Here is a 16,076-nt window from a genome sequence, read left to right as displayed (position 1 = left end):
ATGACTGTTCTTATGGAGATTAGTAAATCTTCTGCATTCATTAGCAATGGCTAGTATTTAGTAAAAAGCGTATAAACAATTTTAAGAAACATAATTATCTAGAAATACTAATAGCGGTAAACATTCTAGGACCCTCTGTAATATAAAACATATTTCACTTCTCTTATGTAGCGTCATATCACATAGGAGATTTTACCATGGCAAACTTTTCAACTTGTAATCATTCAAAGCTATTCATTGACATAGAAGATTTTGTTGAGAAAACCATTTATCACTCTGGCAACATAGGCTGGGAAGGTTTTAAGCAAGAACTCGAATTTCTTATAAACGAAATAGATTTTGAATATGATGATAACCTTTGGTATTCCGCCTATATCCAAGCCATTCTTCAGCTAAAGAAGCAAAACACCATTAATGGAAAAGTTGACTATGAACAACTTTATCAGATGAAGTTTGAAGATGTTCAGGCATTTTTTACTACATTCGTAAGACAGCGTGAGGTTGAGAGAAAAAACTTCTATCAGGCTGAAGAACGTAATCGTGAACAGTTACTTAAGCATATTGATAATTTAACTCAACATTATAGCAAGCTCTTGTTTGTTAGGGTTGATTTAGCCTATATAAAAGAAAAACATGCTGACATTGATATTCGCCTATTTAGGGATGATGTACAAAAGTTAATAGGATATATTCAGGATGGGGATAGGTGTTTTAGTGATCTAGAGGGTTATGCATGGGCATTAGAGCAAGGAGAGGAAAAGGGCTACCATTGCCATCTCTTGATGATTTATAACGGTGCAGTGAAAAAGCAAGATTATTACTATGCAAATGAAGTCATTGAGCGCTGGAAGCAGATAACGAAACAGGATGGCTATGGCTTTAATTGCAATAGTACGGAGCATAAAGAGCAGTTCAGAAAGTCGGGGAAGCTAGGCATTGGGATGATTTACCGAAATGATCTAAGATCGGTTGAGAATGCGAAGCATGTATGTTCCTACTTGGTAAATCCTGAAAAGGACAAACAGTATTTACGGGTTAAACCCTTGAGAATGCGTACCTTTGGTATGAGTAAATATCGTCGTAGTGATCGTCGATATCGAGAACGTACATCATTTAGAAATAATTTTGAATATATATCATCTAGATGAGAAACATCTTCTCTTTCAAGGCTTATCACTGGATAAGCCTTTTTTCTTTTATAGAGGTATATCTAATGCAAATTAACTGTCCACACTGCCATTCAGAGCATGTTGCCCGTGCCATGCCACAACCTTCAAATTATCCTTCGCAAAATATTTTCTCATCCAATGCATCATTTGCCACAATCGGAGCGACCCTCTCCAAAAGCTTACCGATCTCACCATTAGTCGGAGGTATTGCAGGCATTGTTGTTGGTGGGTTGTTAGATAATGTATTGGGGAGTCAATCTACAGCAGTGACACAGTCTTATTTTCATTGCCAAGATTGTGGACAAAAGTTTTACTAAACTAAAAAACATGGGAGCAATACCACTCCCATGTTGCTAACGTGACTTTGGTTTTTTTAAGGCTTAAAGATCCAGTCACCTTGATCTGTTGAAATGGTCACTTCAATAATTTTATTTTTATTGCAATTGGCATCCACTGAAATCCAGTTGCCAAAAGTGACTTTGCGAGGACTATTCATTTTTGCGTAAAGCGGACAGTTTCCACGATTTAAATGAACGTCTTGTACCGTTACTTCATCCACCACAGATTGAATTTTGAGAATCGACATAAAGTTATGAGCAGGATTAGGCTCAAGGATAATTTTAATAGGTGATTCTTTGGGAATAGTTTGTGATGAATGATCTCCTGAATATTCAGTCTGATCATCTACAGCATTAAAGCAACTACCTTGAAGTCCGATACCAATGTCATTGGTGTCAATATTCCAAGATATTTCAGACTGATCACAACCCAGAATTTGCCCTGAACTATTTTCTTTAAATCTTAAACTGCTTGAGTAGAGATAAAGACCTTGATCATCTCGACGAAGATATTGCACATTGAGAAGAGGTAAAGCGGTATAGGTATTGGGAAATTCAGAATCAAGCAATGTTTGTAGCTCAGCTTGAGCATAGCTTTCGATTGCCATTATTCCTAATTTAGAATGTTTGATTCCCGATGGTGGTGTAGGCTCACTATTTTGTTGTGCCTGTGTGTCTACTTGATCATTCGTTGTATCTTTTTGTTGGCAACCGAATAATGCCAAACAAACGATCAAACTAGGGAATAAAATTCTTTTTTTCATTCTGAAATCCTTGAATTAGTAATATAAAGAATCGTGTTTTAGTTTTTAGGTGATTCACCATATTGATTTGAATCTGTAGTGCCTTCTTGAGTCGCCCAAAACAAAAGCCACAAGATGCCAATGATGGGAATAAAGACCAAGAGCATCCACCAGCCTGAACGACCGATGTCATGCAAACGTCTTACACTAACAGCAAGATTTGGAATGAAAGTGATGAGCATTGCCAAAGTGGCTAAGCTATCGCTAAACAGACTAAGCACAAGACTGAGCAATACACAAAAGAGTTCGAAATACCAAAACTCACGACGACGTGCACGGCCTTTAAAATCAGCAAACTTTTTAAAGCAAGCGATAATGGCTTGACGATAATGATTTTCAGACTTTTCAAATTTAGCCAACAACGATGGGTTTGACTGACTAGATTCATCTTGTTGAAGCGTATTATTTGAGTCGGAACCAAGGGTTTGAGATGCATGGCTCGGTTGTTGCTGATGGATATCCAGATAAATGGCTATTGCTTGTTGTTCTGAGTTGACGTCGAAATCTACCGATAGTCCACGTACTGGAGCGAGAGAATCCTTCCATTCGTGAATGTCGAATGTAAAGCGTTGTTGATTGTCGCCAAGAATTAGACCTGTTTGATCTTGTACTGAAAAATCTAAAATCTTACCTTTCATTATTATGTCCTCATTATTTATAAATATTGATGTAAAAGCGTGTTAAAAATTAAAAGTAAATTCACCTTGATTGGTCTTAACGGTGACTTCTCTGACTTGCTCAATGTGGCAATCGATAACACTTTGATAGCTTTGCCCAAACTTCAGTGTGGACATGTTTTTTCTCCACGAAGATAAAGGACATTGCCCACGATTAATGACAATGTTTTCTATAGTGACTTGATCTTTAGTTGCTTGAATAATCACGGAATTGAAATAAGCAGGGGTATAGGGATTGTTAGGGATATAGAATTGATTCGGCATGAGGTCAAGACGTACAGATACAGGTGAAGACGAATCTGAATGACAAGCACTTATCCCAAAAATGATGAGCATCAAAAAGCAAAATTTTTTCATGACAAAACACTCATACCTTCCTCAAAGAAAGGCTAAGTTAAAAAGTAATCACCAAAAAATGTGGGTGAATGTAATTATTTTGATTTGTGTGAATACACACCCATACAAAAGCGTTGGGTATTCATTCGCTGCAATGAAGGCGAGGGATATAAATAAGAAAAATTGGTCATGGTTGACTCCTTGGAATTAAGAAGTTCTACCGCATTACTGCTAATTAATGGTGGCAGAACGAAAAGGGGTTAGCAGACTGGGATCCAAGGAACCAGCACACCCGTAGGTGTCCCCCTTCCGTCCTACCATTAAGAAAAAAGGGAGACGAGAGGATTCCCAAGAAATAACCTGAGCCATTTCTTGCTTGGATCTACGGTCTGCTAAAACCGACTGGCAATGTAGGCCAGCGCTAGAATCATAATCGTTGAAAGGGTTTAGGTCAATTTGACCGAGCTAAACTTTAAGCTGAATTTTAAACAAATGTATCCATCAATTATAAAAAAATAGAGATATATAACATCTAAATGAATCTTTTGTAGATTTCACAGTGATTGAATATCTACATGTCCAAGTTTGGTCTGCTTCCCCAGCAGGCCTTTTTTTATGCAGCTGAAGATTGCACAAATATAGAGGTTAAAATCATGGCACATCAATTAGAACAAATGGCCTATGTGGGCGAAACCCCTTGGCATGGCTTAGGTAATCAACTCAGTCCAAATCAGCCACTCGAGGTTTGGGCACAACAAGCAGGCATGGATTGGCGCATCGAATCATCCAATGTCAGTTACATGGCTCAGAATGAACGTGGTCAAAGCATCATCATGCCCTTTGAAGAACAACGTGTGCTGTATCGCTCAGATACTCATGCACCGTTATCTGTGGTCAGTCAGCGTTATCAGGAAGTACAACCTAAAGAAATTCTAGAGTTCTACCGTGATCTGACTGAACAATCTGGCTTTGAGTTAGAAACAGCAGGCGTGCTGAAAGGTGGTAAGAAGTTCTGGGCTTTAGCACGTACAGGTCAAAGCACAGCGTTGAAAGGAAAGGATGTTAGTAATGGCTATGTGCTCCTTGCCTCTGCATGTGATGGTACGCTAGCAACTACAGCACAATTCACCAGTATTCGAGTCGTGTGTAACAACACGCTTGCGATAGCCCTGAAAGGTGCAACTGCAAGTTCAGGTGTAGTCAAAGTGCCGCACAGCACCAAGTTCGATGCAGAGAAGGTGAAGCAGCAATTGGGTATTTCAGTGCGTGCATGGGATGAGCACATGTATGAAATGAAACAGCTCTCGCAACGTAAAGTCAGTCAACAGGAAGCCAAAGCTTACTTTGATGCTGTGTTCAACAATAGCACCATGTCAATAAACGATCCTGAAGAGAACATCATTCAGTTCTATCGTCAGGTAGCAAGCAACCCACCACAGCAAAACAAAACTGAACCCAATGGAAGAGCCATGACTAAAGCACTCGACATGTTTAATGGTCAGGGACGAGGAGCAGAACTTTCATCTGCTAAAGGTACGGCTTATGGCTTACTCTGTTCGATCACGGAATTTGTTGATCATGAACGTCGTGCCATGAGTACGGATCATCGTCTCGATTCAGCATGGTTTGGTGCAGGCGCAGGTCTTAAACAACGTGGACTCGAACAGGCTTTATCTTTGATAGCCTAAGCTCATGTAATCGTAACCCCGCAAGTCTAAACAATCGCTGAGTACAGCACACACGTAACTCTCCCTACTTTCAACTCACAATCAACAATCTGAATCAGCATACATATCGCCATACCCGACCTCGTGTCGGGTATGGCTTATTTACACGCTTCTTTTTTACAAAAAACTGAAATTTATAAGGATAGAACTATGAATCAAATCGCACCGATTTCAAATCAGCCTGTACAGGCAGGTGTGCAAACAGCATTAAATCCATTAACCACAACCAAGCGAGCTAACTCTGCTAAACGCTTAGTCAGCACCAAGGATATGGCGTATCAAGATTGGCTTGAAGTTCGTAAACAAGGTATTGGGAGTAGTGACGCGGCAACAGCATGTGGTTTAAATCCCTACATGTCGATGCTAGAACTGTGGCTGATCAAAACAGGTCGCCAAACACAATCCATTGAAGATGAAAGTACAGGTGTTGCACCACTGTATTGGGGCAAGCAACTTGAACCATTGGTGGCTGAGTATTACAGCATGCACACCAATAATAAGGTACGTCGAGTCAATGCTGTGTTACAGCACTCTGACCCTGATAAGCATTTCATGTTAGCAAACTTAGATTATTCCGTTGTCGGCAGTGATGAAGTACAGATCCTTGAATGTAAAACAGCAGGGGAACATGGCGCTAAGCTTTGGCGTGATGGCGTACCGCTCTATGTACTATGTCAGGTACAGCACCAATTAGCTGTGACAGGAAAACAGGCAGCCCATGTTTGTGTGTTGCTCTGTGGGCATGAAACTAAAATCTTTAAAGTGACTCGTTCTGAATCTGTGATTGAGCACATCATTAATGCGGAACGCTACTTCTGGGAATGTGTGGAAAAGGATACCCCCCCTTCAGTAGATGCAAGTGAATCAGCAGCCAAAGCCATTCAGCAGTTGTATCCAATCCATGTGCCACTGACCGTTGAAGATCTATCACAGAACGAAACAGCCAATCTCATGTTCGATAAGCTGATCAAACTGAAAGAAGAGATTCAACATAAACAAGAACGTTTTGATGAGCTGAAGCATCAAATCCAAATGATGATGAAGGATGCAGAGCGTGCCACGTTTAGTCGTGGTTCGGTGGTTTGGAAGAAAGCCAATGACAGTGTCAGTTTAGAGACCAAAGCACTGCTCAAGCATCAGCCTGATCTCATTGAACAATATCCACTAAAAAGACAGGGCAGTCGTCGCTTCAACATCTATATCGATTAAGCCCATCTCATTCACTTCATCAAAAATGCACAAAAATCGCTCCCCGCTCTCTACAACATGTGTAGAGAGCAAATCGGTCGCGATTTTTGCAGTCAACACTCGCTTTTTAGTAATTATGTCTACTTTCTAGCAGTCGTTGAAACTTACATATAAGAACCCAACGCCTTAAAGATTTAATTGGAGTATTAAAATGATTAAAGGTCTAGCAATTACACCGCCTACACTTGGGCGTATCAGTATTGGGAGAGTCGTGGAAAAGAATGGCAAACGACTACCTGAGAAAGATGACCAATTTACCATAACTTCACAGATCCAAAATAAAGAAGGATGGGTTAAGCACCCATTAGATGAACAGCTACGAGCCAATGCACCAAATCAAAAGCTTCGCTCTATCCCAGTCCGCATGATCTTTAATGATCCTGATCTGAACTTACGTGCTGAGTACACCTTGTTTGACCGTCAGACTGGACGACCTGTTTGTGTGGGTGATGGGCAGACTTGTCAGAGGTTGACCAATCAAGGTGTGGAACAGCATCCATGTCCATCTCCTGATTTATGTCCATTGGCTCAAGGTGGGCACTGTAAGCCCTATGGGCGTTTGCATGTGAACTTAGATGAGTCGGATGAATTTGGCACCTTCATCTTTAGAACCACAGGCTTTAACAGCATTCGGACTTTGGCAGCTCGCTTGAGCTACTACCATGCAGCATCGAACGGCTTGCTTTCATGCTTGCCACTGCAACTGACGTTACGAGGTAAGAGTACAACACAAAGTTATCGTCAGCCTGTGTATTACGTGGATTTAACATTAAGAGAGGGTGTTGATTTACAGTCTGCGATTCACACAGCACGTGAGATTGATCAGCAAACTAAGCAGTCGGGATTTAATCAAGAGGCACTCGATCAGATGGCACGACAGGGCTTTGCTAATGCGAAGTTTGAAATGGATATAGAGGAAGGATTGGATGTAGTAGAGGAGTTTCATCAGGGAGAAGAGCAACAGCAGTCCGTTGTTCAAAATGAGTCTTTTGATATTCAACAGGGTTTAAAAGGTTCCGTGACTGCGTTGAATTGAATCGGACAGGGTAAATCCTTACGGGATTGCCGTATCTCATGAGCGAGTTGCTCGACATCATGAGATCGGAGTAAACACCATGAGTACATTTGTAGGACAAACATTCCAAATGAACCAACTGATTAGTATCAAGCAGGTCATAGAGCTAGTTGGCGTTGGACGTTCCACCATCTATGAAATGATGGATGAGAATTCACCCTACTACGATCCGACTTTTCCAAAGAAAGTCAAAATTACTCAAAACCGTATCGGTTGGTCAGCTTATGAGATCCATCAATGGATTGAAAATAAGTTGGCGAGCCGTGAATAGATAGGGAGCTTTTGCTCCCTTATTTTTTTGTTTATTAGCCTAAGTAGCAAAAATGAAAACGATAGATGATTGAAAGCAGGATTTACTTATTGTGTATCGAATTTCTGACAGATATGGAACGTTCGCATAAGGTGGCCGAGTGGGTGTATGCTCAGGGGAAAGAGAATAATTATGTTCAATGGAAAATATAAAATTAATTTTGAGACACATTTTCACGAAGATTATTCAAACAAAATTAATGAAATATCATTTTATACAAAAATATTTTTATAAAAGTTTATGATATTTAATGATTTTTTATTTGAAAAAATAAATTTGGTTTGCATCCTTATTTTGCTAAAATCCCATCCAATTTAGAATATTCTTAGTAGTGAAAACATGGACAACTGGATTAAACAGGGCTTAAATGCAAAGTTGATTTCGTTAAGTGATGATGGTTCAACCATCACTTATATAAAGCAAGGGAAATCTAGAAATTTCAATAATCCAGAGGAGTCTGTACAAGCTGAGGCTTTTATTCGTTTAGTTTTAGAGTTTGGTTATCCAGTTGAGAATATCAAGCAATTCGTTTCCGTACCGTTAGGTTCAGGGAAAATAGAAGCTGACTTAATTGTTTACGAAGATGCTTCTCATACCAAGCCTGTAATTATTGTCGAGGCAAAAAAGCAAGAAGTTACACAAGCTGAGTTTAATCAGGCTGTAAATCAATGTTTTAGTTATGCAAATGTACTATCTGGTACGGTTAAATATATTTGGGTTTATTCGACGCTATTAAGTGAAATTTATCGTTTTAATAAAGAAAAGAATATTAAAGAGGCGTTAACAGATTTACCTCATTTTGGCTCTGATACCGTAGCACCTTATACCTTTGTTAAGGGTGGTGGTAAACATGAGTATCTTGATCCTAAAACTGGCAAAAAAGTTACTCAAGAGTTTAAAGACATTAAGCAAGTAGCTGAAGATGAGCTCACTCGACGTTTTAAACAGGCACATGATGCACTTTGGGCAGGTGGTCAATTAAATCCATCAGAAGCTTTTGATGAATTAGATAAATTAATTTTCTGTAAGATTTGGGATGAACGTTATAACTTGTCTGGAGCAGAAAAAAAACGTCGTAAAAAAGGTGAAGTCTATGACTTTCAGGTCATTACTGTTTCTGGTAAGGATGAAGCTGATTCCGTAAAAAAAACCAATCAGGCTTTGGCTGATCGCATTAAACATATCTATCAAAAGGGTAAAGACTTCGATAAAGAAGTTTTTAAAGATGATATTCGTTTGTCTAATGAGCGTATTCGTACGATCGTTAATTATTTACAAGAAATCAATTTAAGTGAGACGGATCTCGATAGTAAAGGTCGTGCATTTGAAACATTTATGGGCTCATTCTTCCGTGGTGAGTTTGGTCAGTACTTTACGCCACGTCCTATTGTAAAATTTATTGTTGATGTTTTGCCAATTAAGAATACATCTCGTGTACTAGATACATCATGTGGTAGTGGGGGCTTTTTACTTCATGCTCTAGATAAAGTACGTAAACATGCAAATGACGAGTACCCTGAATTTGAAACAGATAAAGATGATTATCGTGCTTGGCATGAATATTGGCATGATTTTGCAGAAAAGAATCTTTACGGCATTGAGATTAATGAGCAGATCGCTCGTACTGCAAAAATGAATATGATTATTCATGATGATGGACATACCAATGTCATTTCATCAGATGGTTTATTAAATGAAGAAACGATTGAAAAAAATACACAAAATAAAGGTTTTAAATATGGAAGCTTTGATTTCATTATTACCAACCCTCCATTTGGCTCAGCAGTAAAGCTAACAGAGCAAGCTTATCTAAAAACTTATAACTTAGGTAATAACGAACCGGGTTGGTTAGATGTAAAAAATTCAGGTGTCAAAAACCGTGACTCTCAAAGCACTGAAGTTTTATTTATAGAGCAAGCTTATAACTTCTTAAATGATGGTGGTTATTTAGCTGTGGTTATTCCAGACGGCATTTTAACCAATAGCAGTTTGCAATATGTTCGTGATCAAATTGAAGACTGGTATCGAATTGTCGCTGTTATTTCTATGCCTCAAACAGCATTTTCTGCAACAGGCGCAGGTGTAAAGAGTTCTGTACTATTTTTAAAGAAATATTCAGAAGCGCATACAGAAGATTTAAAACAGCGTAAGTTAAATATTCAAAATAACTTAAAAACTCAGAATGCTTATGAAACACAATTAAAAGCTTGGGACAAAGAGAAAGCCTTAATTATTAAAAAAATGGAAGGTTTTGATAATCCGTATGATGATGAAGAGATGTCATTGACGGTATTGAAAAAGACTGAAGAATATAAAGCATGGAAAGCTGAAATTGACGCTGAATATCGTGAAAAGATTAATGATCTTAAAGAGAAGTTAGAAGATCTATATTTGCAAAATAAGCAAAATGAGTTACCTGATTATCCGATCTTTATGGCAATAGCTGAAGATATTGGTTATGACGCAACAGGGAAACAGACTCAGGTGAATGAGCTTGAAGAGATCTCTAATGAATTAGCTAAATTTATTCAGGAGATTGAACATGAAGCATTTTAATGACCTAGATAATATGTTTGTTATTAATTTTTCGCAGTTTTCATCTGAAAACAGATGGGATCCTGAATTTTTTTCTCCTAAGTATCAAGAAAACTTAAAGAGGATCAGCTGGAAAAAATCTGAAAAGCTTGCTGATCTAGTTAGCTTTTCCAATGAAACATGGGATCAAAAATCTATATTTACCGATTTTTTTCATTATATTGAAATCAGTAGTATAGACTTATTGAGTGGAAATATTAGCAATACAAAATGTGTAAAGATTGATGATGCTCCAAGTCGAGCTAAAATGATAGTTCGTAACGGTGATATTCTAGTATCAACTACTAGACCTAGTAGGGGGGCAATTAGTTTATATAATAATGATGAGGTGAAAGTTGCCTCTACAGGTTTTTCTATCATAAGAAATTTGAAGGAAGATAGTTTGTCGAAAGAAGCATTATTTTGTCTATTAAAAATGCCTTTTTCTTTACTTCAAATGAAACAACGTAGTAGCGGTGGAAATTATCCAGCTATAACACAGGCTGAGTTAGGGAAAATTATTATTCCGATCCCTTCACATGAAGAGCAAAGTCAAATCGTTGATCTATATCAATCAGTATTAGCTTTGAGGAACAAAAAAATTTCACAAAGTGATTTGATGTTAAACAGACTTTATGATGATGTTTTGAACAGTCTAGGTATCGTTTTAGACGATCAGAATAATTCTATTTCTGATAGGGTTTTTAAAAGAATGTTTTCGGATTTGGTTGGTAGAAGATTTGATCCGATTTACTATAATTCAGACTTGGAACAATTCAACAAAGGTAAATTTACATCTATCAAACTAAAAACTCTGATTATAGACTTTAGTTCTGGGCAGGGGGTAGGGCGTCAAGATCAAGCGAGTGAGGAAGAAGGTGTTCTTCAAATTAGACCAACTAATTTAGGACCTCAAGGTTCATTTGTATTTGAAAAAAATGTATTTGTGCCTGATGAAGCTAGACATAAACGTCTTCAAAAAGGTGATGTGATTTTTAACAATACTAATAGTCAGGAGCTTGTAGGTAAATCTGCTTACTGGGATATAGATTTAGAAGCGACTTATTCAAATCATATTACTGTTTTAAGAGTGGATGAGACTAAAATACTCCCTGAATACTTGGCTTTGATTCTGAATCTTTATCAAAAGTCAAATATATTTTATTCAATTTGTACAAATTGGAATAATCAATCGGGTGTTGGTATTGATGTACTCTTAGATTTAAACATTCCTTTACCTCCATTAGCTCTTCAGGAAGAAATAATCTCACATATTCGACAAATCCGTGATGAAGCCAAAAAGCTTAAAGATGAAGCAAATTTAGTTCTAGAGAATGCGAAACAAGAAATTGAAAGAATAATTCTTGGAGAAACGGAATGATTATCCGAGGTATTTTAGAATATTCATTAGGTGGTCAGCTCTGTATTCGTGGTTTTGCTCCACTTGGTGAACTTGCTCGTTTATCTAAGCCCGATGAGAGCTATCAACGAGCTTATATTCAAGAGCGTGAGCAAGAGTTACAACATTATCTTCAGAATGAAGAATATTTATTTTTCTCAGAAATTATTTTGAGCTTGGAAGTTAAACAAAATATTAAAAATGGAGGAGAGATCCCTCCTTTCCAACAATTGTTTAATGGTACGAAAAAAACATTTTTATCAAATGTAGATGGTATTCAGTTAAAGCTTAAATCTGTTTCGTTTAAAAGTACAACAGATATAAGAAATAGGACTGAAGTACAGCTTGTAGAACTATCAATTGATGATGCTTTGATTTCTCAAGGCACAAGGCCTTTCAACCGAATTGATGGAAATCATAGATTATCTGCGGTTGAGCATCTTAATAGTTCATCTGTTTCAAGTAGAAATGCGCCATTTTGTATTATTTTAAGTCCAGTAATTCAAGCAGAACATGGGACTATTCTTCATCAGGAAAATAAAAAAGCAGAGCGTGTGATATTTAATAATATCAATGCTAAAGCTGTTCCTTTGACGATGGAACAAAATCTCAAAGCTATTATTTCACGAGAAACCAGTGATAGTTTTGATGATGAAGAGTTAAAGGAAAAATTTGATTGGGCAACTTATGCAGTTCGTAAACTAGGTATTGCATCGATACCTAATTTAGCAGATGTTTATCCTAATCTGGGTCAAGACTTTATTAATTGTCCTTTAACGTTTTCAAAAAAGATGATTGATATTGCACTAGCAGAAGATGTAATTACAGCATCGGATGAAGAAATTGATAAAATTAAACAGGCATTAAGACACGTCAATCAAATCCTAGGAAATGAAAGACTAGATAATGTTTCTGTAGATATTGTGGTTGCTTGTGTATTCATTCAGCTTTCACAAATGAAGTTATCCATTTTTATCAATTGGATGAAGAAAAATCATATTTTTGATCTAGATCAAATACATTCATCTTCATTGATAAAAATTTATAAAAAGATTCGAGAAGTTAAAAGTAAACAAGTTTTTATTTCAATGCAGTTTTCTGATGATACTCGTCCTCACTATGAAGCGATCCAAGCAGCTGTACAGGCAGTGAACCAAGAGTTTGGTCAGGAAATACAAATTCGTGAGATCAGGATTGATCAATTTAATCAAGGTTATTCACACAATATCAATGATGAAATTTTAGACCTTATTGAAGATAGCGGATTGTTGATCGCAGATATAAGTCATCAAAACGGTAATGTTTACCATGAAATTGGTTATTTAATGGGGTTAAATCAGGGTAAAGGATTAGAACATAAAAACTTTATTTTAATCAAAAATGATAGTGAACCATTCAAAGTAAATCGAGTTGGCTTTAATCTCACTGATATTAAACAGATTCGATTTACCGATACTTTGACATTGAAAAGCCAATTAGAAGAGTCATTGAAAATTTATTATCAGTTAACTTAATTTCTAGGTTGAGAGGAATACATGAAGTTAGTGCATATAGTTGATACAGATCAAAATATGTGGATTGATGTTGATGTATTCTTCCAACAGTCTGAAATGGAGTTGACGCAATGGCGTAGCCAAATTAGAGAAAGATATAAGAGAGATAAAACCAATCCTAATTTTACTTGTGCATGGTGTCAATCTCCTGTGACTCTTGCTAGACGTGCAGGAACTACGCATATTAATGATTCAGCAACCTTTTATTTCAAACATATTCCTGAGCTAGAAAATAATCCGAACTTCCAATGCCCTGTAAAGAATATTAAGCAGTTATCAGAGGAAGAGAAAACAGCACTGAAATATCAAATTGCTAAGGAAACGCAACAACATAAACTACTTAAAGAAAATATATATAGATGCCTTCAAGTTGATGAATTATTTAGTGATATTCAGATTGAACAGGTTCGTAAAAGTATTGATTTAAAAGAATGGCGTAGACCCGATGTATCGGCTGTGTATCAAAAGCAATTAATAGTCTTTGAAGGACAACTTTCTACAACTTTTTTGAATATTATTATCGATCGAAAAATTTTCTATAAAGATAATAATGCTTGTCTAATATGGATTTTTAACCAATTTGAACTAACAGAAAAAGCAAAGAAGCAGTCAATGCAGGATATTTATTACAATAATAATGCTAATGCGTTTGTGGTAAATAGTCAAACGGTTGCTGAGTCGATCAAAAGGAATACTTTTATCTTAGAATGTCATTATCTAAAACCTGAAATACAGAATAATCAGGTCATCAATACATGGCATAGGGCATTGGTTAAGTTTCAGGATTTGATCCATGATGATGTTACGAAGCAGATTTATTATTTTGATTATCAATCTAACTACAATGAGTTAATAGAAAAACTAGGTATAAAACGCAATTATCTTCAAGAAAGTAAAATTCATACAGATAAGTTGAAGTTTCAAAAATATATAGATTCACTCGAAAAGGAAGAGCCCCTAATACAAAGCTCAGTGAAGAGCAAATCTGAATTATTAGGTGAATTCAACGAGCTATGGGCGAACAATTATTATCTTACCGATGGTCAATTCAACATTCAGTGGTTTGCTCTCAGAAGCGAACTTGAATTAATAGGAATTCATACACCAAAGTATATTCTACATGCACCTTTTAAGACGGTAATTAACTCAATTTTAAGTGCAAGAACTGGTTTTGTTGTAGGGAATGGCTTTACTAATATGGTTAGTGTTGCACATAACTTGGTAGAGCATCATCCTGAATATATCAAACACTTTATGCTTACCTTGAAAGTGACTGGAAAACCGGATCTCTTAGTAGAAAGAGATAAATCAGGTAGGTGGGTAGAGCGTTATAAAAAATATAAAGAACAGCCAGAATCGTTAAAAATCTATAAGCATGATCTGAATGAACTCATAGAGTTTTTAGTACCTGAATTTGAGGGGAAGTTGATCGATTGGGGAATGGGTAAATTGGGGTAAAAATCTTGAGTCTAAGTTTTTTAATGGCTAGATTTAATAAGGGATTTTTGGTGAGTTCAATTGCCACCACCTCAGAAAATATTACTGGTGTATCGCTATGAGTCGTCAATAAGGTTTTATATCAGAATGATTTGAATTTGATTATAAGAATTAATTCCAATTGAATTGGCTAAAGTAGGTTGAAAAAATCAAGTAATTTTTCCTATAGCTTTATGATGCATTCCGTATTTATTCCAACAAAATAATTGGAAATTTCTATTAATATATAAAGTGAATCAAAATCTTTATCCAAGCTAAGCTTGTTAATTCTAAATCGTAAAAATAATAGAACGCACTCAAAGAGTGCATATTACTTGTAAATAAAATCGGAAATTTTATTAGCACTTTTGATTAAATTTTGAGCCACTATTGAGTGGAAGGTTTTTTCATCATATGTGTTAATTGGACAACTAACAGATAATACAGCAACTATTTCTTTATTTGATTGATTATAGATCGGCGCAGCACATGCTGCCATATCTGCATTGAAATGTCCCCAACTTACCAAAAAAGGTTCTTTTTTTACTTCATCAAGTCGAGTTAATAGGCTTTCTAAATCATGAGGTGTAAGCTCTGAGAAAACCTTCCAATCGGTAAACTTTGTATAACGTTTCTTTACTTCACTTGTAGATAGTCTAGATAACATAAGCTGACCAATCACAGTTGCGTGAGCAGGCCAATGTGTACCTATATGAACTGTGCTTGTGAATGCACCCGTAGATTGTACATTATTGATAAATACAACATTTGTACCTTCTAATATAGATAGATGGACTGCAATTTTTAAGTTATCACGCAACTCTTTCATAATCGGTGATGAAAGTTCATTTAGTGATAGTTTAGATAGGCTATTAAAACCAAGTGACATAACTCGGCTATCTAATGCATAAGTTTTTTGTGTCAGTTTTCTAAGGTAACCGCAGTGCTCTAAAGTATAAATTAATCTAAAAGCACTAGAGCGATTCACATCAATCTTTTCTGCAATTTCAGAAATAGTCATTTCCTGATTATTTTCATCAAATAATGCAAGAATTGCTAATCCTCGGATCAGTCCAGGAACCAAGTAACGATCTTCATTTTTGTTTGCTTCAGGATCTTGCATTAGTTGTACTTCATTTGAATTCATCAACAAACCTGCTCTGACTATAGTTAACCTTGCCCCATATAGGGGATGCCCTGCACCATATCTTAACGGCCTTTCACCTTCTTCACAATGTTTATATACAAAACAAAATTTATCAATCAAAACGTTACAAGATATTTATTTTATATAAGCATATGAGATTACTAAAAAAATATTAATTGACAATTATTTTGATTAAAGATTATTCTGAATGCATGTTTTAAATATTAAATAAAGTTTTGTTGGT

The 16,076-nt window shown here is 36.4% G+C and carries 14 protein-coding genes and 1 pseudogene; 11 read left to right on the top strand and 4 right to left on the bottom strand.

All coding sequences use genetic code 11. The annotated features are described in order from the left end of the window. Positions 1-197: 197 nt before the first annotated feature. Positions 198-1,148, top strand: a complete 951-nt coding sequence (locus tag AC1M9I_RS03335; protein WP_092766039.1) for a YagK/YfjJ domain-containing protein — start codon at positions 198-200, stop codon at positions 1,146-1,148. A 65-nt stretch (positions 1,149-1,213) separates the two neighbouring features. Continuing rightward, positions 1,214-1,486, top strand: a complete 273-nt coding sequence (locus AC1M9I_RS03330) for a hypothetical protein (RefSeq protein ID WP_481610690.1) — start codon at positions 1,214-1,216, stop codon at positions 1,484-1,486. 56 nt (positions 1,487-1,542) lie between these two features. Here AC1M9I_RS03330 and AC1M9I_RS03325 read toward each other — a convergent pair whose 3' ends face one another. Genes AC1M9I_RS03325 through AC1M9I_RS03315 form a run of 3 tightly spaced genes read right to left on the bottom strand, consistent with a single transcriptional unit; the run spans position 1,543 to position 3,344 of the window. Next, a complete protein-coding gene (locus tag AC1M9I_RS03325) occupies positions 1,543-2,271 on the bottom strand; it encodes a hypothetical protein (RefSeq protein WP_481610689.1) in 729 nt (242 codons plus the stop codon). A gap of 38 nt (positions 2,272-2,309) precedes the next feature. Beyond that, positions 2,310-2,948 carry a DUF805 domain-containing protein gene (locus AC1M9I_RS03320; protein WP_481610688.1) on the bottom strand — a complete coding sequence of 213 codons (639 nt, stop codon included), beginning with the start codon at positions 2,946-2,948 and terminating at the stop codon, positions 2,310-2,312. Positions 2,949-2,990: 42 nt separating this feature from the next. Continuing rightward, on the bottom strand, positions 2,991-3,344 hold the full coding sequence (locus tag AC1M9I_RS03315; protein WP_481587860.1) for a hypothetical protein: 354 nt from the start codon (positions 3,342-3,344) through the stop codon (positions 2,991-2,993). 632 nt (positions 3,345-3,976) lie between these two features. On the opposite strand from AC1M9I_RS03315, the gene AC1M9I_RS03310 reads away from it, so the two are divergent. The 9 genes and pseudogenes from AC1M9I_RS03310 to AC1M9I_RS03270 all read left to right on the top strand — a co-directional run bounded on the left by AC1M9I_RS03310 (position 3,977) and on the right by AC1M9I_RS03270 (position 14,667). Continuing rightward, positions 3,977-5,011 (top strand): DUF932 domain-containing protein, encoded by a 1,035-nt coding sequence (locus AC1M9I_RS03310; RefSeq protein ID WP_481610687.1) that lies wholly within the window; start codon positions 3,977-3,979, stop codon positions 5,009-5,011. A 189-nt stretch (positions 5,012-5,200) separates the two neighbouring features. Then, a complete protein-coding gene (locus tag AC1M9I_RS03305; protein ID WP_481610686.1) occupies positions 5,201-6,259 on the top strand; it encodes a YqaJ viral recombinase family nuclease in 1,059 nt (352 codons plus the stop codon). A gap of 190 nt (positions 6,260-6,449) precedes the next feature. Next, complete coding sequence (locus tag AC1M9I_RS03300; protein WP_481610685.1) at positions 6,450-7,334, top strand: recombination directionality factor; 885 nt, start codon at positions 6,450-6,452, stop codon at positions 7,332-7,334. Between the two features lie 79 nt (positions 7,335-7,413). Then, a complete protein-coding gene (locus tag AC1M9I_RS03295) occupies positions 7,414-7,644 on the top strand; it encodes a helix-turn-helix transcriptional regulator (RefSeq protein ID WP_481610684.1) in 231 nt (76 codons plus the stop codon). 101 nt (positions 7,645-7,745) lie between these two features. Next, a pseudogene (locus tag AC1M9I_RS03290) lies at positions 7,746-7,835 on the top strand (HNH endonuclease); the annotation flags it as partial. Positions 7,836-8,022: 187 nt separating this feature from the next. After that, positions 8,023-10,239 (top strand): type I restriction-modification system subunit M, encoded by a 2,217-nt coding sequence (locus AC1M9I_RS03285; protein WP_481610683.1) that lies wholly within the window; start codon positions 8,023-8,025, stop codon positions 10,237-10,239. Next, the gene (locus AC1M9I_RS03280) at positions 10,226-11,638 is read left to right on the top strand and encodes a restriction endonuclease subunit S (protein ID WP_481610682.1); all 1,413 of its coding nucleotides are present in this window, start codon (positions 10,226-10,228) and stop codon (positions 11,636-11,638) included. Before AC1M9I_RS03285 ends, AC1M9I_RS03280 begins: the two co-directional genes overlap by 14 nt. Continuing rightward, a complete protein-coding gene (locus AC1M9I_RS03275) occupies positions 11,635-13,170 on the top strand; it encodes a hypothetical protein (RefSeq protein ID WP_481610681.1) in 1,536 nt (511 codons plus the stop codon). Before AC1M9I_RS03280 ends, AC1M9I_RS03275 begins: the two co-directional genes overlap by 4 nt. 21 nt (positions 13,171-13,191) lie before the next feature. After that, the gene (locus AC1M9I_RS03270) at positions 13,192-14,667 is read left to right on the top strand and encodes a DUF6035 family protein (RefSeq protein WP_481610680.1); all 1,476 of its coding nucleotides are present in this window, start codon (positions 13,192-13,194) and stop codon (positions 14,665-14,667) included. A 349-nt stretch (positions 14,668-15,016) separates the two neighbouring features. On the opposite strand, the gene AC1M9I_RS03265 is transcribed toward AC1M9I_RS03270, so the two are convergent. After that, a complete protein-coding gene (locus tag AC1M9I_RS03265) occupies positions 15,017-15,832 on the bottom strand; it encodes an IclR family transcriptional regulator (RefSeq protein WP_481610733.1) in 816 nt (271 codons plus the stop codon). Positions 15,833-16,076 lie beyond the last annotated feature (244 nt).

Source organism: Acinetobacter sp. ANC_7553 (genome assembly GCF_056779895.1).
The sequence above is the reverse complement of the archived record's forward strand: the minus strand, read 5'-3'. Positions and strand labels throughout refer to the sequence as shown.